This is a genomic window from Devosia insulae DS-56, from assembly GCF_000970465.2.
GTDB lineage: Bacteria > Pseudomonadota > Alphaproteobacteria > Rhizobiales > Devosiaceae > Devosia_A > Devosia_A insulae.
This window is the reverse complement of record NZ_LAJE02000169.1, coordinates 1-19,311: the sequence shown is the minus strand read 5'-3', so window position 1 is coordinate 19,311 and position 19,311 is coordinate 1. Positions and strand designations below refer to the sequence as shown.

Genomic DNA, 19,311 nt, shown 5'->3' with positions numbered 1-19,311 from the left:
ACGATCTACCCGACACCGCTCGTCGGCAGCGTCAGAGGTGTATAAGAGACGGGCCCGCTGGCGACCGAGATCTGCAGCACCAGCGAGCCCGCCTTGACCACACGACCCGACGGGCGGCTGGCGGCGTGTCATCACAGGTAGGAGGCATCGCATATGAGCAGCCACCGGCGGTGGAGCGAGTGCCTTCTCCCCTTGTGGGAGAAGGTGCCCGAAGGGCGGATGAGGGGTTCTCTCCGCGCACTCTGTCGCTCGTCGCTTACGCTCCGAACGCGCATCGCCGAGCGATGCGAGACCCCTCATCCGGCGCTGCGCGCCACCTTCTCCCACAAGGGGAGAAGGCAAACCGGTGCGCGTTGCATCCATCAGCACCAGCCCTGCCCTAGATAGAGAGTATCCCCCATGCCCACCATCCTTTTCACCAATGGCCGCGTACTCGACCCCGCCGCAGGCGTGCTGCGCGAGGGGCTGGCCGTGCTGGTGCGCGATGGCCGTATCGCCGAAGTCAGCGCCGGCATCGCCGCTCCCGCCGACGCCCGCGTCATCGACCTTGGCGGTCGTACCCTGATGCCCGGGCTGATCGATTGCCATGTGCATGTGGTGGCCGAGACGCTGGACCTCTGGGGCAATATGATCGCCCCCTCGTCGCTTGCCGGCCTCCGCTCGGCCCGCGTCATGGAAGACATGCTGCAGCGCGGCTTCACCACCATTCGCGATCTCGGCGGCGCCGATCACGGCCTGGTCCGCGGCATCGAGGAAGGGCTGATCGACGGGCCGCGCATCATCATCTGCGGCAAGGGCCTCACCACCACCGGCGGGCATGCCGATCTGCGCAAGCGCACCGACGATCGCCCCGGCATGATGTCGGACCGGCTGGGCTCGATGGGCCATATCGCCGATGGCGTCGATGCCGTCCGCACTGCCTGCCGCACCATGATCAAGGAAGGCGCCAACTTCATCAAGGTGATGGCCAATGGCGGCGTCTCCTCGCCCAACGATCCGATCCACTCGATCCAGTATTCGCGCGAGGAAATCCTCGCCATGGTCGAGGAGGCCGAGAATGCCGGGCTCTACGTCTCGGCCCATGTCTATACCGATGCTGCCATCCGCCGCTGCGTCGAGCTTGGCGTCCACTCGCTCGAACACTGCAACCTGATCAGCGCCCAGACGGCAAAACTCGCCGCCGAGATGGGTTGCATCGCTGTCCCCACCCTCGTCGCCTATGACGCGCTGTGGCTCGAAGGCAAGGCGCTGGGCCTCGGCCCCGCCGAGTTCGAAAAGATCGAAGTGGTGCGCTCGGGCGGGCTCAACTCGCTCGCCATCATGCGCGACGCCGGCCTGCCCATGGCCTTCGGCTCGGACCTCCTCGGCGGCCTGCGCAAGTACCACTGCATGGAGTTCGAGCTGCTGGCCAAGGTGCTGACCCCGGCCGAAATCATCCGCTCCGCCACCGCAATCGGCGCCGACCTCTGCCGCATGACCGGCGAGATCGGCACCATCGCCGCCGGCGCGCACGCCGACCTGATCGTCGTCGACGGCGATCCTCTGGCGGATATCACCCGGCTGCAAGGGGATGGCGCGCACATGCCGCTGATCATGCGCGGTGGCGAGGTGTTCAAAGATCGGGTGTGAGGGGTCGGCGGACGGCCTGTCTGCAGAAGCGGCGCTACGTTACGACGCTTGTGTTTCGCGCCGGTCCCGCTTCGGTCTTCACCACCAGCCCGTGCCCCGCGACTTCTCTTTCGATCCAATCCCGCACACGCTTCCGCTTGGCGGATTTGACATCGTGCACGCTGAATGTCGGGGCTCGCCTATCCAGTTCGGTCCAGTCAACCGTGCCCCAGCCGGTCTGGCGGAGGCAGCTGTAGAGGCTCGACTGAAAGGTCACCAGCCGCCCCCTGAGGAGTGCAGGGGCCTCGCCATCGGGGACGCGGAAATGCAGCACCAGCGTATTGGACATGCCGCCCCCTTGCCGCGTCGACGACAGCCTACGCCTTCAGCACGATCACCTTGGTGTTGACCGGCGTCTTGTCATAAAGGTCGAGCATGTCCTGGGTGATGAGGCCAATGCAGCCGCTCGAGACGCCGGTGCCGATGGTTTCGGGCACGCTGGTGCTGTAGAGCGTGTAGAGGGTGTAGACGCCGTTCTGATAGAGATAGAGCGCCCGGGCGCCCAGCGGATTGTCGAGACCCGGCTTCATGCCGCCGGCATATTTGGCCGCTTCCGGCTGGCGCTCGATCATCTCCTTGGGCGGCGTCCAGATCGGCCACTCGGCCTTGCGCCCGATATAGGCGTCGCCGCTCCACAGGAACCCAGCGCGCCCGACGCTGACGCCATAGCGGGTGGCGTAGCCATCGCCCTCGATGCGGTAAACATAGTGGTTGCGTGGGTCGACGATGATCGTGCCGGCCACTTCCTTGCTGTCGTAGCGCACGGTGCGGCGGAAGTACTTCGGGTTGATCTTGCTGACCTTGACCGCCGGGATCGGGAACCGCTCATTGGGCCGCGGCCCGTAGACCCGCTCCGCTTCCGCAACGCTCATGCCGGCCGGGGCACAACCGGCCAGCGCCAGGACGCCGAGGCCGATGGCTGCCCCGCCGAGGAACGCCCGGCGATTGATCAACTCCGGCCGAATTGCCGCTACCGGTTCGCCGCTATGATTCGCATCGTCTACGACCATGGCTTGAAATCTCCCATTCCCGTCGCCCGAAAAGATCACACGGATCGCACCCCCGAAGCTGAGACTGGTCCCGCATCGCGCAATTGGCAAGCGGGCTTTGCGAGCGTCGCAGGGCCGTCACCTGCCTGGCCCCTTCGCCATGGCGCAGCTGGCCGCCCCCATTTCGGACACCTGATGGACATGCTAGCTGCGAGCCAGGCAGACGCCTCGGGCGGCAGATACAATGAAACCTGAAAAGCTCTTCATACCCTCCGCTGAGCTCGGCGTCCGACTGGAAGTCGTTGTCGCCAGGCCCAACGGCAAAGGTCCGTTTCCCACGGTGGTGTTCAACCACGGCTCGACCGGCCGGGGTCAGAACAGGTCGCTCTATTCGAGGACAGTCGCTCCAGCCGCTGTGGCGAACTATTTCGTTGAGCAGGGATGGATGGCCGTGTTCCCCCAGCGCCGGGGACGAGGGAAATCCGGCGGGGCATATGGCGAGGGGCTGGCTGCCGACGGTTCCGGCTATTCGTGCGACATGGACATTGCGATTGCCGGCTTCGAGCGGGCCGTCGAGGATGTTGATGCCGTGGTCAGCCATCTGCGCGACCGCCCTGACGTGGACAGGGACAGGCTGGTCATCGGGGGCGTCTCACGCGGGGGCATCTTGTCCATAGCCTATGCCGGGATGCGGCCGGGCACCTTCCGCGGCGCCATCAACTTCAACGGCGGCTGGCTGGGAAGAGCTTGCCCGACCCACGAACGCGTCAATCCAATGCTGTTCGAGCGTGGTTCGCCCAGCGGGATTCCGACGCTTTGGCTGCATGGCAGGTTCGATCAGTACTACAGCCTGGCGCACTGCCGAGGGAACTTTGAACGGTTCGTCATGGCTGGCGGGCAGGGAGAATTCGTAGCGGCCCCCATGGGCCATGCGTTGATGTTCAAACCGGCGCTTTGGCAACAGCACGTCGACCGCTATTTGCGCGACCTAACGGATTGAGCCTCCATAGGGCCATAGCCTGCTTCGAGGTCGTGAGTTCACCGACCCTACCGTCTCGGCACGTAGCGCAGCGCCACGGCCCCTGAGCTGAGCTCTATCCGGTCGATGGGCTTCAACTCGACATATCTGGAGAGCCCGCCGAACAAACTGGGCCCATGACCGGCAAGGCGGGGCTGCATTACAAACTCGTACTCATCGATCAGGCCCAGCTCCGCCAAGGCCAGCGGCAGCTTTACGCCGCCGGTGAGCAGCGCCTTGCCCGGCTGCTGCTTGAGCTTCTCGACGGCCTCGGCGAGATCGCCGCGCACCAGATCGGAATTCCACTCGACCCGCTCGAGGGTGCTCGAGACGACGTATTTCTGCATCGCGTCGATGGTGCGGGCGAAGGGCTCGGTCCACTCGGGTGGCGTCGAGGTCCGCGTCGCCAACCGCCATGCGCCCTCCATCATCTGGTAGGTGACGCGACCGAAGAGCAGCGCATCGGCCCGGGCGATGCTCTCGGTGGCATGGCGATGCGTTGCCCGCAGCTGCTCCTCCTGCAGCACCGGATCGGCCGGAATGGCGTTGTGGTGAACGCACCCGTCGAGCGTCACGTTGATGGAGTAGAGAAGAGGCCGCATTACGGTCGTTGCTCCTTGGTGGTTCGTGCCGCGACGGCCCGCTCGAAGCGTTGCAGCTGGCTGGTCAGTCCGATAATGGCGCCGCGGGTCATCTCGGGGTCGGGGTGACGATCGGCGGTCAGGACCATCCGAACACGCCCGGCCTCGGCGTGGAGCTCGACCAGCATGTCGTAGGGGTACGACTCGACGCCGGGGACGAAGTCGATATCGAAGCGAATGCGCAGCTTGCGGTGGGGCACAATCTCCATGAACCGACCACTCACCCACGCCTTCGGCGGCTGGTTGAGGTTTTTCAGGAAGGCGATCTGCTCGGCGCCCACCGCGGTCATCACGTGATCGAACGCACCACCGACCCACAGCTCGAGGACGGATACCTCCATGTACATGCCCTCGGGGGCGAACCACTCCTCGAGCCCTTGCTTGGTGGTCCACAGCACCCAGACGTCCTCGATCGAGGCGTTGTAGACCCGCTCCAGCCTGATCGTCCCCGCGCCTAACTCGCCGGCCTCGAGCATCACTTCTCCCCCTCGCGTTGCCGCGCGCTGCGCAGGCGATCCAAGGCGGCGTCGAACCGATCGAGGCGGCCCTCCCAAAGCTGACGATAGTTCCGGACCCAGTTGTCGATCGCCTGGAACGGCTCGGGGCGGAGCGAATAGAGGCGCCTCGCCCCATCAGGCCGCATCGCAACGAACCCGGCTTCGCCGAGAATGCGCAGGTGACGCGAAACGCCCGACTGATCGATATCGACGGCGCGAACCAGGTCGCCGACCGCCTGTTCGCCGCTGGCCAGCGCTTCGACGATGCGAAGCCGCGTCGGATCGGCCAAGGTCTGGAATACGCTTTGTTGCATCATCATGCATATGTATGGCGATGCATATTTTAAGTCAAGGTCGTAGCGGCGATGTCGACGTCGAGGTCCTGCACGCCGGTTCGACCTGCAGACTGGCTCCCTCCCCCTTGCCCCACAGTCTGCCCGTGGGGGTCCCTTCATCCCAGTTCCAGCGTGGTAATCCCGAACACTTCTCCCAACGGCAGCGTTGGCGCCTCCCCCAGATACATCCGCGCCGTTTCGAAGGCCGGGGTGAAGCCCAGGCGCTTGACCATCTCGACGCCGGCGGCATTGGGGCCGGGGACGTCGATGAACAGCGGATCGGTGCCAGCCGGGGCGGCGAGGGTTGCCAACAGGGCTTGCGCGATTTCCGGGGTTTCGGCGAAGAGCGGGCCGATTTTCCAACCGGTGAAGCAGCCGCGGATGGTGCCGAGGCCGCGCACCCGTCCACCCTCGAAATAGCCGGCGCTCCGGCGGGTCGGCGAGGTCTCGAGCCAGGCCCGGAGGAATTGCTCCCGTGGCGCCGGCACGTGCCGCCGGTCGAATGCGGCGATGGCGGGGAAATCCTCTGCCGTCACCGGCCGCACCTGGGGGTGCGCCGCCACCGACCCCTGCAGCATGCCGCTCCAGCGGGCGCTGCCATGGGCGAACACGAAGCCGGATTTGCGGTAGTTCGCCTGCTGGGCGGGGACGCCGTCAAGACCGATGGTGAGGCCCCTGGCCGAGGCAATGCCGGCATCCCAGATCGCCTTGCCATAGCCCTTGCCGCGATGCGCGGGGCGGACGATGTAGAGCCCGAGAAAGGCGTAATCGGCGCCGTATTTGACCACCGAGGTGCAGCCGACCGGCTCGGCGCCAAGCCAGCCCATCAGCAGGCCGCCCGGATCCTCGGCCGCGAACGGGCCGGCATCGTCGAGGCCGGGGTTCCAGCCTTCGTCACGGGCCCAGCCCAGCGCGATGTCGAAATCGGCGCGGGTCGCAGGTCGAATGTCGAGCGTCATCCGGCGATGCTATGCCGAAACGGCCCCGCCTGCGAAGTGCCGAGCCGCAGCTTTGCGAGCCCCTCGGCGAGCTTGACCGCCGCCGCGACGCCGTCGATGACGGGAACGCCATGGCGGGCGGTGAGCTCGGCCGCTAGGTCGGCCATGCCGGCGCAGCCGAGGACGATGGCATCGCATTTGTCGTCGCGGAGCGCCGTGGCGATCTCGGCGGAAATGCTCTCCCGCGCCGTCGAGCCGGGGCGTTCGAGCTCCAGCACCGGCACGTTCGAGGCGCGCACCCTGCCGCAGCGGCCCGAGAACCCGTAGCGGATGATGTTGTCCTCGATCACCGGCACCGAGACGGCGAGCGTCGTCACCACACTGAAACGCTCGGCCACCAGCATGGCGTAGTGGCAGGCCGCCTCGCCAATGCCGATCACCGGCACCCGCGTCCGCCGGCGCGCCGCATAGAGGCCGGTATCGTCAAAGCAGGCGATGATGATGGCGTCGAACCCTACGGCCCCATCGATCTGTTCGAACAACCCCGGCAATGCCGCCTCGCCATCGGCGGCGCCCTGGATCGCCGGCGGCCCGCGCAGCGGGTTGCGCGCCACGATCTCGGTGCCCTCGGCCGCAACCTGCCGCGCCGCCACCCCGATCTTTTCGGTCATCGAGGCGGTGCTGTTGGGGTTGATGCAGAGCAGCCGCATCAGGCCGTCCGCTTGCGACTGATCAGAGCGATGATGCCGAACGTGCCGCCGATGATGAGGAAGCTGAACAGCGTCGTCACAGTGCCCAGCGCATAGAGCACCGGCGTCGTGACGTTAGTGGTCATGGCGTAGATCTCGAGCGGCAGGGTGTTGTAGGTGCCCATGGCGAGGAGCGAGCGGGCGAATTCGTCGTAGCTCAGCGAGAAGCCGAACAGCCCTACCCCGATCAGGCTCGGCGCGATCATCGGCAGCAGCACGTGCCAGAAAGTCTGCCAGGGCGAAGCGCCGAGGTCGCGCGCCGCTTCCTCGTAGCTGGGCGAGAACCGGTTGAACACGGCGAACATGATGAGCACGCCAAACGGCAGCGTCCAGGTCAGGTGGGCGCCGAAGCCCGAACCGTACCAGGCCGGTTTGATCCCCAGTTGCTGGAACAACACGCCAATGCCGAGGCTGACGATGATCGAGGGCACTACGAGGCTGGCGATGGTCAAATAGAACAGCGGCGTTGCACCGAGGAATTTGCGCCGGAAGGCGAGCCCGGCGAGCAGCGCCACCACCACCGTCGCCGCCATCACCATCAGCCCGAGCAGCAGCGAACGGCCGAAACTCGCACCGAAATCCCCCACCGCCTGCTTTTCGAACAGGTTGAAGAACCAGTGCACCGAGACCCCGTTAAGCGGGAAGGTGAGGCCGCCCGACGGCCCCTGGAAGCTCAGAATAAAGATCGCCGACATCGGGCCATAAAGAAACAGCACGAACAGTCCGAAGAACGTCGCGAGCACATAGAAGCCGAGACCGCGTTTCTGCCCCATTTCAGAGCTCCTTCCGGATATCGACGATCCTCAGGATGCCGCCCACCATCAGCAGCACGATGGCCAGCAGCACCACGGCGTTGGCGGCGGCGGCCGGATATTGCAGGAGGCTCATCTGGTTCTTCATCATCAGCGCCACCGAGGCGCTCTGGCCACCGCTCATCACCTGCACGGTGGAAAAATCCGCCATTACCAGCGTCACCACGAAGATCGTGCCGATCGCCATGCCGGGCTTGGCGAGCGGCAGGATCACGGTCCACAGCACCTGGAAGGCGCTGGCCCCGGCATCGCGCGCCGCCTCGATCAGCGAGCGGTCGATACGCATCAGCGTGTTGAAGATCGGCGTCACCATGAACAGCGTGTAGAGGTGCACCATGGCGAGGACGACGGCGAAATCGGAGTAGAGCAGCCATTCGATCGGCTGCGGAATGATCCCGAGCTGGATCAGCGTCGAGTTCACCAGCCCGTTCCGGCCCAGCACCGGGATCCAGGAGATCATCCGGATGATGTTGGAGGTGAGAAACGGCACGGTGCAGATCAGAAACAGCACGGTCTGTGTCGTGGCTTTCCGCACATGGAAGGCGAGGAAATAGGCAATCCAGAACCCCACGAACAGCGTGATGGCCCAGACGATTGCCGCAAATTTCAGCGTGTTCAGGTAGGTCTTCCAGGTGACCCAGCTGCCCAGCACATCCTCGTAGTTGAGGGTGAGGAAATCCGGATAGAGCCCGGAGAAATCATAATCCCAGAAGCTGACCACCAGCAGCAGCAGGATCGGCAGCAGCAGGAAGAACCCCAGGACCAGCCAGAGCGGCAGCGCCTGGAGGTAAGAGGCGGCGCGGGACAGCGAGAATGGCTTGCGGCGCTTCTTCGCTTCGGGCTCGGCAACGCTGACGGCGTGTTCGGCTACGGCCACTGGTCTCTCCATTTGGCACCGATCTCCCTCCCCCTTGCGGGGAGGGTAGCGCAGCCAGGGCCAGCGGCCCGTGGCGGAGCTAGGGTGGGGGGTGCAGCGCGCTCCGAGCGTGCGGCTCCCCCCACCCTAGTTTCGCTAGGTCGCTGCCGCTCCCGAGCTCCACTACCCTCCCCGCAAGGGGGAGGGAGGGGGCCGGTGGTCAGCAGCGACTTTGCAGCAGGGCTTACGCCGCGATGAACTCGTTCCAGCGCTTCACCATGTAGCGGTCCTCGTCCATCACCGAGTTCCAGCAGGCGACGTGGCCCATGCGTTCGAGGAAGGAGCCGCCATCGCGCACCGCGCCGGCCTTTTCCATCACCACGCCATCGGGGTTGAGGATATCGCCCTGGGCGGGCTTGCCCTCGATCCAGAAGCCCCACTCGTCTTCGCTCATGAACTGCTTGGCGGTGTCCATGGCGGCCGAGTAGTAGCCTTGGCGGTTGAGGTAACCGCCGACCCAGCCCGAGGTGTACCAGTTGATATACTCGTAGGCCGCATCGAGCTGGGCGCCGCTGAGGTGCGCCGCCAGGCCGAGGCCGCCGCCCCACGAGCGATAGCCTTCCTTGAGCGGCTGGTACTTGCAGGCGATGCCTTTCGAGCGGACCGCGGCAACCGCCGGCGACCACATCGACTGGATCACCACTTCGCCCGAGGCCATCAGGTTCACCGACTCGTCAAAGCTCTTCCAGAAGGCGCGGAACTGGCCGTCCTGCTTGGCCTTGATCAGGAAATCGATGGTCGCGTCGATCTCCGCCTTGGTCATGTTGCCCTTGTCGGCATATTTGATGTTGCCCATCGCCTCCATGATCATGGCGGCATCCATGATGCCGATCGAAGGGATGTTGAGGATCGAGGTCTTGCCCTTGAAGGCCGGATCCATGATGTCGGCCCAGGTGGTGATGTCGCGGCCGACGAGGTCCGGGCGGATGCCCAGCGTATCGGCGTTGTAGATGGTGGGGACCATGGTGAACCAGCCGGTCTCGGCCGTGGCGAAGGTCTTGTCGCCTTGGGCGTTGACGTAGCCGACGGTGTGCGGCGCCGTGCCTTGCGCAATGACGCTGTCGGGCGTCAGCTTGCCGGTTTTGAACAGCGGCACGATCGCGTCATAGTACTTGAGCTTGGAGGTATCCATCGGCTGGATCACGCCCGAGGGGAACACCTTCTTGAGGATCCAGTATTCGATATCGGCGATGTCGTAGCTGTCGGGCTGCGTCACGGCGCGCTGCGCCGCCGCATCGGAATCGGTGGCCGTCATTTCGAGCGTGATGCCGAGGTCGGCCTTGCACTTTTCGGCAATGGCATTGAGGTTCGACACGCCCGTGCCGAACTGGCGCAGCGTGATCGGGTTCTGCGCCCATACGGTGGGAAAGCCACCCAGCGCGCCGACGCCGGCGGCAGCGCCGGCCAGAGCCGCGGCGCCCTTCAGCATTGCACGGCGGGACAGCATCGCCGCCTTGATGGTCTCGTTCGTCCCAGTCATAGCCTAACCCCTGTTTGTTGGCTTCACGTCGCGAGACGTCCGAGGACAATGGCGTCCCCGGCGTCCCAACTCACTGGCACCGCTTCCCCGACGCTGGCGGGCTTTTCGAAAAAGCTCCGCTCGTCGACGATGGCGGTGAAATCCTCGATGCCGGCGCCATCGACCGAGAGCTTCACCGAAGCGCCGCGATACTCGATGTTCGAGATCGTGCCGGTGAAGCCGAGGCCTTTGGTGTCGCTCGGCCTGAGCCGCACCCGGTCGGTACGGACGGCGATATCGATCGGCGCGCCATCGCCGGGCGCGGTGCCCGTGGCAGCGAACTTGCCGCCATTCGGCACATCGAGCAGCGCCAACCCGTCGGCACTGCCGGCGCCACGGCCCGACACCACGTTGTGATCGCCCATGAAGCGGGCAACGAACGCAGTGGCGGGGGTTTCGAACACTTCGCGCGGCGTCGCCGCCTGCTCGATCCGGCCGTCGTTCATGATGACGATCAGGTCGGCCAGCGCCATCGCCTCTTCCTGCGAGTGAGTGACGTGGACGAATGTGATGCCCAGCTGGGTCTGCAGCTTCTTGAGCTCGGCGCGCATGCGGATCTTGAGGAACGGGTCGAGCGCCGAGAGCGGCTCGTCGAGCAGCAGCGCCTCGGGGTCGGTGATCAACGCACGGGCCAGTGCCACGCGCTGCTGCTGGCCGCCCGAAAGCTGCGCCGGACGCCGGCTCGCATAGCCGTCCATCTGCATCAGCTTGAGCATCTCGAGCGCCTTGTTGCGGCGCTCGGTCCTTTCGACGCCCTTCATGCGCAGCGAGAAGGCGACGTTGTCGATGAGGTCGAGGTGCGGGAACAGCGCGTAAGACTGGAACATCATCGAGGTGCCGCGCCGCGCCGGCGGCAGCTGGGTGATCATGGTATTGCCGAGCAGGATGTCCCCATCCGACACGTCCTCGTGTCCGGCGATCATCCGCAGGGTTGAAGTCTTGCCGCAGCCCGAGGGGCCCAGCAGGCAGCAATAGGTACCGGCGGGGATCCTGAGGCTGATCGCGTCGACCGCCACCGCCGAACCGTAGCGTTTGGTCACAGACGCAAGCTCGATCTCCGCCGCTTTCGACATGCCCTGCTCCACGTTCAACCGGGTACTCTGCCGGCAAGCGATGCATTCGCCGTGCCAGTTGCTGGCATCGAGGGTCAAAGGGTTGGATCGACTTGGTTTTTACTGTCCATCGGCTTATGCCGATCGAATGAGCATCACCTACTTATGCCTATTTTTGCGGCACACGTTGGCAATCGCGGCGCGCTTTGTATGCAATCTTGCTACCAAAGTGCGTGCACGTCCGCCCTTGCGCGAAGCCGGGAACGGCGTATGGATGGTCCGACAGGGGATCACCATGAGCATTGCCGACTATCCCTTTGCGCCGCTCGGTGGCACCGAGGATCGCGCCATGGCGATCCGCGAGCAGCTGCGCGACGCCATCATCGACCGTCGGCTGGCGCCGGGTACCAAGCTCGGCGAGGCCGAGGTCGGGGCACTGTTCGAGGTGAGCCGCACGGTGGTGCGTTCAGCGCTGCAGATGCTGAGCTTCGAGGGGCTGGTCCGCTCGGAACGCAACCGCGGGTCCTTTGTCGCCAACCCCTCCCCCGAAGAAGCGCGGCAGGTGTTCGACAGCCGCCGGCTGATCGAGCCGGCGCTGGCCGCTGCGGCGATCGAGCGCCTCCGGCCGGCCGATCGCGCCCGGTTCCGCGCGCTGCTGGAACAGGAGGAGCGGCTGATGGCGGAGCGTGGCGCTTCGGTCCGCCGCGCCGAAATCCGCGCCTCCGGCGATTTCCACCTCGAGCTGGCGCGGCTGGCCGGCAATACCGTGCTCGAGCGCTTCATGCACGAACTGGTGGCGCGCTCATCGCTGGTGATCGCGCTCTACGGCCGCACCGGCGCCTCGAGCTGTGGCCATGCCGACCATGGCAGCATCCTGGGCGCACTGGAGCGGCGGGACCTGGGGCTCGCCCAGACCCTGCTCATCCACCACATCAACCACATCGAAGCCGACCTCGACCTCCGCCCGGCCACCGGACTGGGCCTGCGCGAAGCGCTGTCGAGCGGCTGAGCCGGGCCCGGCGCCGGACGAGTCCTTCCACCGGCCGTACGGCGATCCTCCACCGCGCAGCGGCAGAGCAACCATGTGACTCAGGGCTCCAGGGTGCCCATGGTGTTGCCGTCTGAGGACTGGGTTGCGGCCTCGATGAGCTTGCGAATGACGGCGACGGTGACGACCTTTTTTGGCTTTTCCGGCTTGCGAGCCGGCCCGCGAAGGCCTTGAAGTGTGGATCGCAGCTTCAGGCACCAAGGGTGTTTGAACATCAGCGCGCTTTACCTCCAGCTTGATGTTGCGCGCCCGGCAATCCGGCAATGGTTGGCGATGACCGCACAGACATCAGGAAGTCGTTGGCAAACTTGCAGCTGGCGTCAACGGGCTCATAATCATGCCGGAGTCGATGGCTTCAAGAAGACCTGCTCCCCTCTGTAACGACCGCACGGGCGGCACCTCAAGCAGCGCCGCCCGCGAGGATCAGGAGCTAAGGCCGGGCATCGAGCCCGGCCTCGCCCGCGTTCTTTACAGCCCGCCGCCACCATGCAGTTTCCGCACCTTCTCGGCTGCGTCCTTGGCGGCCTGTTCAACCGTCATCGTGCCGGTGAGCGCGTTCTGCATCATGTCGGGCACGATGATGTTCATGATCTCGGGCGCCTCCGGCAAAGCCGGGAACGGGATGCCGTTGGGAAGCATCGAGGTGGTGACATCGAGGAACTTGATGGTGTCGAGCCGCTCTTTCATCCACTCGGTCTTGAAGCCGTTGACATTGCCCGGATTGGAGCCGGCCCAGGCGAGCTTCAGTGACCATTCGGGGCTGGTCCACATACAGATCAGCGCCTTGGCTGCCGGTTCATCCACCTTGCCGCCATCGACATATTCCGATTTGACGATGTGGATGTTGGAGCCGCCGAACACCACGGCGCGCTTGCCCGTCGGGCCGGTCGGGATGAGCCCATAGCGCATATTCTCGAGCACGCTGTCGGCGACCGCCTTGTCCGAGCCGGTCGCCTTGCCGGCGAGCTCGACCATCCGGGCATATTCGGAGGGGTGCGAGATCATCATCCCGAGCTGACCCGAGATGAACGGCGCCTGGTTTTCACCCTGGGTATTGGTCAGGGCCGAGACCGGTACGGATTTGTCGCGCACGTACATGTCGTAGGAGGCTTGCAGCGAGCGGATGCTCTCGGGGCTGTCGAGGCGGATTTCGCCATAGGTCGGGTCGGCGTCAGCCTCGTCGAACACCCCGCCGCCATAGCCCCAGAGCTGCGGCATGTAGCGATAAGGCGTGTTGCCGGCATTCTGCTTGGCGACCAGCCCATAGCCGGCGATCCCCAGCTTGTCGTGGATCTGCTTGGAGTAGCTGACCACATCATCCCAGGTGGCAGGCGCGTTGTCGGGGTCGAGCCCGGCCCGCTTGAAGATGTCGGCATTCCAGATGAACGCCATGGTCTCGTTATTGGTAGGGATACCGTAGACCTTGCCGTCCCAGGTCACCGCCTTCATGGCGCCGGGCCAGAAATCGTCAGGCTGGTAGCCGACATCCTCGGGCTTCAGTTCTTCGAGATAGCCCTTGGCGGCGAACTCGGTGCCCCCGAGGATCTGCAGGCGGATCGCCATGGGCGCGCTGTTGCCGAGCAGCGCGGTGCGGAACTTGTCGAGCAGCTCGTTATAGGTGATGCCCTGCTCGGTGAGCTCGATGCCCGGATAGGTGGCGCGGAACGCCGCAAAGAAATCGCGGTAGTTATCGCGCATGATCTGCGGGTCGGCTTCGAAAATCCCCTGGTACCAGAAGGTCAGTTTGCCCTTGTAGTCGGTCGGGGTGACCGAGTTGCAATGGCCGACCGTGTCGAACGTTTCCGTCCCGGCGATCGAGCGCACATATTCGGGCGACCATTTGCTGATGTCGACGCCTGCCCCGAGGGCCGTCGAGGCCATGAGACTGGTCGCCAGCGCGGCCGACAGCATGCCGCGCAGAAGCGCACGGCCAATTCCGTGTTCTGACATGAATTTCCTCCCTCCACCCGCGGCCGGCGCCCCTCGCGCCGGTCGAGAATGCCTGTCCGGCAACCTGCCGGTTACGAGAATTAACGCCCGGATTTCGACACAGGCAATCAGAATTTTGCAAAATCTTGCGTCTCTCTCTGGAAATCCTGCGAGAAACCGGCAAAGCTGCCGCTGAGACCAACCGTCGGAATCGATTGAGAGATGAGCGCATACAAGGCTCGGCCACCCGTGGGCATCGACCCAACCGGGGTGTCGGAAGAAGGGGCGGCGGTTTACGAGTTGATCCGCGACGACATCATCTCGGGCCGGCTGGAAGCGAACTCCCGGCTGGTGGTGGCGGAGCTGTCGGAACGGCACAACTCACCGGCCAATGCGGTGCGCGAGGCGCTGCAGCTGCTGCGCTCGCAGGGCTTCGTGCTGATCGTCCACAACAAGAGCGCCCGGGTGCGCCCGATCGACCAGGATTTCGTGCGCGACGTCTACGAGATCGGCGTCCTGATCGAGCCCTCGATGGTGCGCTGGTTCGTCGACATGGCGACCCCTGCCGATATCGCCGAACTCGAGGACATCCAGCGCCAGATCGAGGCCAACAACTTCGCCGATCCAATCCTCCACAGCGAGCTCGACACGCGGTTCCACACCGTGATGTACGAGCGTCACTATAACCATCTGGCCGCTGAACTCTGGTGGCGGCACCGCGAAGTGCTGCGCGCCATCGGGCATCGCTACAGCTTCACCCTCTCCCGCCGGGCTCAGGTGATGCGCGACCACCGCGAACTGATCCGGCTGGTGAAGGCGGGCGATGCGGCGAACGCCGCGACGCTGATCGCGCTGCATGTCGATGGGGCGGGCCGGCACGTGCTCGAGCAGATGCGTGCCGCGAGCTCAGCGCGCGCCGGCTGAGGCAGTTTTCGCACGCGAGCGGCGTGCACAGTTGGTTTGAGGGAGCCATTTCATCATGAGAATCACCGGCGTGCGGCCTTGGCTGGTCAAGGCCACGAGCTCCTATTGGGGCGAGTACCTGTTTGTCGAAGTGACAACGGACGAGGGGATTTCGGGCTGGGGCGAGATCACCTCGACCACCAAGATCGCCAACCGGGCGCTCGCTGCCATCCTCAAGCAGGTGAGCGGCCAGATCGAGGGCGAAGACCCGAGCCGGATCGAGCGGTTGTGGCACAAGCTGTTCCGCAGCTTCACCTATATGGGCAGCCGCGGTGCCGCCTGCGAATGCGTCAGCGCCATCGACATCGCCTTGTGGGATATCCGCGGCAAGGTGCTGGGCCTGCCGGTCTATGAGCTGCTTGGCGGCTCGGTGCGCGACGAGATCTCGCTCTATACCCACCCCGACCAGAGCAAATTCACCTCCGATGCGGCGGTGGTGGCCGAGATCACCGACATCGTCAAATCCGGCCACACGGCGCTGAAGTTCGACCCCTTCCCCTACCAGGGCGATCGCGAGCGCCGCGACGGCTATCTCGACGGCATGCTGTCGCGCGCCGACGAAAGGAAGGCGGCCGATCTCACGGCGCTGATCCGCCAGACGGCGGGGCCGCAAGTCGAGATCCTGATCGATGCGCATGGCCGCTTCGATGTGCCGACCGCCATCCGCCTCTGCCGCACACTGGAGGAGGCCGGGCAGATCGACTGGTTCGAGGAGCCGGTGCCGCCCGAAAGTTACGGCGCCCTGCAGCAGGTACGCGAGAAGGTGAATGCCGCCATCTCGGTGGGCGAGCGCGCCCATACCAAGTGGGATTTCGTGCCGATCCTCGAGCAGAAACTCGCCGACTACATCATGCCCGATGTCACCTGGACCGGCGGCATCACCGAGATGAAGAAGATCGCCATCCTCGCCGAGGGCTACTACGTGCCGATTTCACCGCATGATGCGGGCGGGCCGATCAATGTGCTGGCCGGCGCGCACGTGATGATGACGGTGCCCAACTTCTACCGGCTCGAGACCTCCCGCTGGGACCTCAGTGGCTACAACGAACTGATGCACACCAGGCTCGACAACTCGAGCGGGGCGCTGAAGCTGCCGCGCATTCCCGGTCTCGGCATCGAGATGAACCGGGATTACCTCGAAGCCAACGAAATCAAGACAGCTTAGGTCGGGGGGAAGAACAGCAATGAAAATCACCGGCATCGAAACCGTCGTCGTCAACGCGGTGCAGCGCAACTGGATCTTCGTCAAGGTGCTGACCGACCAGCCGGGGCTGTGGGGCTGGGGTGAGGCGACGCTCGAATGGAAGACCCGCGCTGTGAAGGGCACCATCGACGACCTCTTGCCGTTCCTCGTCGGCCAGGATCCGCTACGGATCGAGCACCTGGTCAATACCATGACCAGGTTCAGCTTCTGGCCGCTGGGCTCGATCGGCCTCACCGCCGTTTCGGGCATCGAGCAGGCGCTATGGGACATCAAGGGCAAGGCGCTGGGCGTGCCGGTGTGGCAGCTGCTCGGCGGCCGGGTGCGCGACAAGGTGCGGGTCTACACGCATTTGAAGCGGGGCGACGCCTCGGCGCGTGTCCCCAATACCGACATCTCCCGCTTCTGCGACGCGGTGCAGGAGACGGTGGAGATGGGCTACAACGCCATCAAGCTCGGCTTCGTGCCCTATACCGGGTACGATGCTCCGCTGCCCGCGGTCCGGCACGTCGAGAAACTGGCGGCGGCGGTGCGCGAGCGAGTGGGCGACGGTGTCGAGATCATGACCGATTTCCACGGCCGCCCGGATTCGCTCGATGCCGCCATCGCCTACATCAAGGCGATCGAGCCGATCAAACCACTGTTCTGCGAGGAAGTGATCCAGCCCGGCGACAGCGCCGCCATGGCCGACATCGCCCGCCGGGTCGATTGCCCGCTGGCCACCGGCGAGCGGCTGTTCACGCCGCGCGAATTCCTCGAGGTGGCCCAGACCCGCGCCGTCGCCTATATCCAGCCCGACCTCGCCCACTGCATGGGCTTTACCGGTGGCCGCAAGATCGCCGCCATCGCCGAGGCGGCGCATATGGGCGTCTGCCCCCACAACCCGATGGGCCCGGTGGCCGGCGCCGTGGCGCTGCAGTTCGACGCCGCGACCACCAATTTCGTCATCCAGGAAGAGGCGGTCGGTATCGTCCCGTGGTTCGAGGAAATCTGCGCCACCTACCCGCTCCAACTGATCGATGGCGCCTGGCCGATCCCGGAAACCCCGGGCCTCGGCATCGAGATCGACGAGAAAGCCGCCGCCCGCTACCCGTTCAAACAGGAGGTGATCCCCGCGACGGAGTCGGTGCTTGCCGATGGCCGGATCGCCAACTGGTAAGCCCGCGCCCAGTTCATTCTCGACAAACTCGGAACGCGGCTGGCCTCCGAGGTACATGACGGGTCACGCGTCGGCGCCACGCCGCGGGTCAACCGAGCCGCCACCATACCCGCGTCCGTCGATCTCGAGTTGCAGCCCGGTGAAACGCTGAGCTGCACGGTCGTCCGCCGCTCGCACATCGACATCGCGATCCGCTTCCAGCCCGCCTGAGATCCACTGGTCGACCGCTCTCAGGCAACCGCCGGCTCCGAAAGACGCCGCCCCGGCGGGAACAAAGCCTATGCCGGAAGAGTTTGGCTGATGCGGCTGTCACGCGGCACCGTGAAAGAGTCGATCATCATGACTGCCTATACAAAACACGCGCGACTTCCGGGCCAGATTGTCATGCTCGGGTTTGGCAGCATTGGTCAGGCAGTACTGCCCCTCCTCATCCGCCATCTCGACCTGCCAGACGAACCGATCACCATCTTCGCGGCTGATGCGAACGGCGCCGAAATCGCGCGCGAGTCGAACGCCAGGCTCGTGGTCGAGGCCGTGACGCCGGAGAATTACCGGGCGATGCTCGGCCCGCTGCTGAGCCCCGGCACCTTGCTGCTCAACCTGTCCGTCGGGATCTCCAGCACGGCGCTGATCGAACTCTGCCAGCAGAGCGGCTCGCTCTATCTCGATATGTGCCTCGAGCCCTGGCCCGGCGGCTATGTCGATCCGTCTCGCCCGCCGGCGCAACGCTCCAACTATGCGCTACGCGAAGCGGCGCTGGCGCTCAGGCAGAAATATCCGACCGGCCCGACGGCCGTGCTGACCATGGGCGCCAATCCGGGCCTCGCCTCGATCTTCCTCAAGCAGGGTCTGTTGCGCATCGCTGCCGAGAACGGCCTGCAGCTGTCGCCGACCGAGACGATCGACTGGGCGGCGTTGGCGCGCCGGCTCGGCATCAAGACCATCCATATCGCCGAGCGCGACACGCAGGTCACCGGCCGGCGCAAGCAGCGCGGCGAGTTCGTCAATACCTGGTCGGTGGCCGGGTTCATCGGCGAGGCGCTGCAGCCGGCAGAACTCGGCTGGGGCACGCATGAGCAGCACTGGCCGACCGATGCCTCGCGCCACGGCAATGGCTGCGATTCCTCGATCTATCTCAACCAACCGGGCGCCGCGACGCGGGTGCGCAGCTGGACACCGCTCGAGGGCGCCTATCACGGCTTCCTGATCACCCATGGCGAGTCGATTTCGATCAGCGACCACCTGACGGTGTGGGAGGATGGCGAAGTCGCCTATCGGCCGACGGTGCACTACGCCTACTACCCGTGCGACGACGCCGTGCTGTCCCTGCATGAGCTGGCCGGCAGCAACTGGTCGGCGCAGCGGACGCGGCGCATCATCCGCGACGAGATCACCTGCGGTATGGACGAGCTGGGGGTGCTGCTGATGGGCAACTGCAAGGGCGCCTACTGGTTCGGCTCGCGGCTCAGCATCGCCCAGGCGCGGGCGTTGGTGCCGCACAACAATGCGACGAGCCTGCAGGTGGCGGCGGGCGTCTTGGCGGGCGCCGTATGGGCGGCGCAGCACCCGAACTCAGGCATCCTGGAGCCGGACGATCTCGGCTATGACGAGGTGATGCAGATCGCCAGGCCCTATCTCGGCGACGTGGTGGGGGTCTACACCGACTGGACGCCGCTCGAGGGCCGCGGCCAGTTGTTCAGCGAAGACCTCGACCGCGACGATCCCTGGCAGTTCAAGAACATCCGCGTGCACTGAGGCCTACCGCTCACCCCTCTCGGGCGTGAGGGCTGCGCATTTGACAAGCGCTAGCTCGGCTCAGGAAAAGCACCCCCCACCCTGTCCCTCCCCCGCAAGGGGGGAGGAGACCAAAACACTGG

The 19,311-nt window shown here is 65.2% G+C and carries 19 protein-coding genes; 7 read left to right on the top strand and 12 right to left on the bottom strand.

The genetic code is table 11. The annotated features are described in order from the left end of the window. Window positions 1-399: 399 nt before the first annotated feature. Window positions 400-1,629, top strand: a complete 1,230-nt coding sequence (locus VW23_RS11350; RefSeq protein WP_069909679.1) for a metal-dependent hydrolase family protein — start codon at window positions 400-402, stop codon at window positions 1,627-1,629. Window positions 1,630-1,663: 34 nt separating this feature from the next. On the opposite strand, the gene VW23_RS11345 is transcribed toward VW23_RS11350, so the two are convergent. Then, complete coding sequence (locus VW23_RS11345) at window positions 1,664-1,957, bottom strand: hypothetical protein (protein ID WP_069909678.1); 294 nt, start codon at window positions 1,955-1,957, stop codon at window positions 1,664-1,666. 28 nt (window positions 1,958-1,985) lie between these two features. Then, on the bottom strand, window positions 1,986-2,678 hold the full coding sequence (locus VW23_RS11340; protein WP_069909677.1) for a L,D-transpeptidase: 693 nt from the start codon (window positions 2,676-2,678) through the stop codon (window positions 1,986-1,988). 223 nt (window positions 2,679-2,901) lie between these two features. Between VW23_RS11340 and VW23_RS11335 the strand changes: the two genes are divergently transcribed. Then, window positions 2,902-3,657: an alpha/beta hydrolase family protein gene (locus VW23_RS11335; RefSeq protein ID WP_069909676.1), complete on the top strand. Its 756-nt coding sequence runs from the start codon at window positions 2,902-2,904 to the stop codon at window positions 3,655-3,657. Window positions 3,658-3,704: 47 nt separating this feature from the next. Here VW23_RS11335 and VW23_RS11330 read toward each other — a convergent pair whose 3' ends face one another. The 9 genes from VW23_RS11330 to VW23_RS11290 form a co-directional block, all read right to left on the bottom strand. After that, a complete protein-coding gene (locus VW23_RS11330) occupies window positions 3,705-4,277 on the bottom strand; it encodes a dihydrofolate reductase family protein (RefSeq protein ID WP_069909675.1) in 573 nt (190 codons plus the stop codon). Then, the gene (locus VW23_RS11325) at window positions 4,277-4,792 is read right to left on the bottom strand and encodes an SRPBCC family protein (protein WP_069909674.1); all 516 of its coding nucleotides are present in this window, start codon (window positions 4,790-4,792) and stop codon (window positions 4,277-4,279) included. Before VW23_RS11325 ends, VW23_RS11330 begins: the two co-directional genes overlap by 1 nt. Beyond that, window positions 4,792-5,133 carry an ArsR/SmtB family transcription factor gene (locus VW23_RS11320; RefSeq protein ID WP_141728302.1) on the bottom strand — a complete coding sequence of 114 codons (342 nt, stop codon included), beginning with the start codon at window positions 5,131-5,133 and terminating at the stop codon, window positions 4,792-4,794. The genes VW23_RS11325 and VW23_RS11320 overlap by 1 nt, the downstream gene beginning before the upstream one ends. 131 nt (window positions 5,134-5,264) lie before the next feature. After that, window positions 5,265-6,107: a GNAT family N-acetyltransferase gene (locus VW23_RS11315; RefSeq protein WP_069909673.1), complete on the bottom strand. Its 843-nt coding sequence runs from the start codon at window positions 6,105-6,107 to the stop codon at window positions 5,265-5,267. Continuing rightward, window positions 6,104-6,796: an aspartate/glutamate racemase family protein gene (locus VW23_RS11310; protein WP_069909672.1), complete on the bottom strand. Its 693-nt coding sequence runs from the start codon at window positions 6,794-6,796 to the stop codon at window positions 6,104-6,106. The genes VW23_RS11315 and VW23_RS11310 overlap by 4 nt, the downstream gene beginning before the upstream one ends. After that, the gene (locus VW23_RS11305; RefSeq protein ID WP_069909671.1) at window positions 6,796-7,608 is read right to left on the bottom strand and encodes an ABC transporter permease; all 813 of its coding nucleotides are present in this window, start codon (window positions 7,606-7,608) and stop codon (window positions 6,796-6,798) included. The genes VW23_RS11310 and VW23_RS11305 overlap by 1 nt, the downstream gene beginning before the upstream one ends. A 1-nt stretch (window position 7,609) precedes the next feature. Further along, the gene (locus VW23_RS11300) at window positions 7,610-8,536 is read right to left on the bottom strand and encodes an ABC transporter permease (protein WP_069909670.1); all 927 of its coding nucleotides are present in this window, start codon (window positions 8,534-8,536) and stop codon (window positions 7,610-7,612) included. Between the two features lie 211 nt (window positions 8,537-8,747). Then, window positions 8,748-10,043, bottom strand: a complete 1,296-nt coding sequence (locus VW23_RS11295; RefSeq protein WP_069909669.1) for an ABC transporter substrate-binding protein — start codon at window positions 10,041-10,043, stop codon at window positions 8,748-8,750. Window positions 10,044-10,066: 23 nt separating this feature from the next. Beyond that, entirely contained in the window at window positions 10,067-11,155 is a 1,089-nt protein-coding gene (locus VW23_RS11290) for an ABC transporter ATP-binding protein (protein ID WP_069909668.1), read from the bottom strand. 274 nt (window positions 11,156-11,429) lie between these two features. Between VW23_RS11290 and VW23_RS11285 the strand changes: the two genes are divergently transcribed. After that, window positions 11,430-12,143: a GntR family transcriptional regulator gene (locus tag VW23_RS11285; protein WP_069909681.1), complete on the top strand. Its 714-nt coding sequence runs from the start codon at window positions 11,430-11,432 to the stop codon at window positions 12,141-12,143. A gap of 507 nt (window positions 12,144-12,650) precedes the next feature. On the opposite strand, the gene VW23_RS11280 is transcribed toward VW23_RS11285, so the two are convergent. Next, on the bottom strand, window positions 12,651-14,132 hold the full coding sequence (locus tag VW23_RS11280) for an ABC transporter substrate-binding protein (RefSeq protein ID WP_069909667.1): 1,482 nt from the start codon (window positions 14,130-14,132) through the stop codon (window positions 12,651-12,653). 201 nt (window positions 14,133-14,333) lie between these two features. Here VW23_RS11280 and VW23_RS11275 point away from each other — a divergent pair, with 201 nt between their 5' ends. The 4 genes from VW23_RS11275 to VW23_RS11260 all read left to right on the top strand — a co-directional run bounded on the left by VW23_RS11275 (window position 14,334) and on the right by VW23_RS11260 (window position 19,189). After that, the gene (locus tag VW23_RS11275) at window positions 14,334-15,035 is read left to right on the top strand and encodes a GntR family transcriptional regulator (RefSeq protein WP_069909666.1); all 702 of its coding nucleotides are present in this window, start codon (window positions 14,334-14,336) and stop codon (window positions 15,033-15,035) included. Between the two features lie 55 nt (window positions 15,036-15,090). Continuing rightward, window positions 15,091-16,239 carry a mandelate racemase/muconate lactonizing enzyme family protein gene (locus VW23_RS11270; RefSeq protein WP_069909665.1) on the top strand — a complete coding sequence of 383 codons (1,149 nt, stop codon included), beginning with the start codon at window positions 15,091-15,093 and terminating at the stop codon, window positions 16,237-16,239. A gap of 19 nt (window positions 16,240-16,258) precedes the next feature. Then, on the top strand, window positions 16,259-17,434 hold the full coding sequence (gene dgoD / locus VW23_RS11265; protein ID WP_069909664.1) for a galactonate dehydratase: 1,176 nt from the start codon (window positions 16,259-16,261) through the stop codon (window positions 17,432-17,434). A gap of 300 nt (window positions 17,435-17,734) precedes the next feature. Next, window positions 17,735-19,189: a homospermidine synthase gene (locus VW23_RS11260; RefSeq protein ID WP_244513525.1), complete on the top strand. Its 1,455-nt coding sequence runs from the start codon at window positions 17,735-17,737 to the stop codon at window positions 19,187-19,189. The last annotated feature ends 122 nt before the right edge of the window (window positions 19,190-19,311 follow it).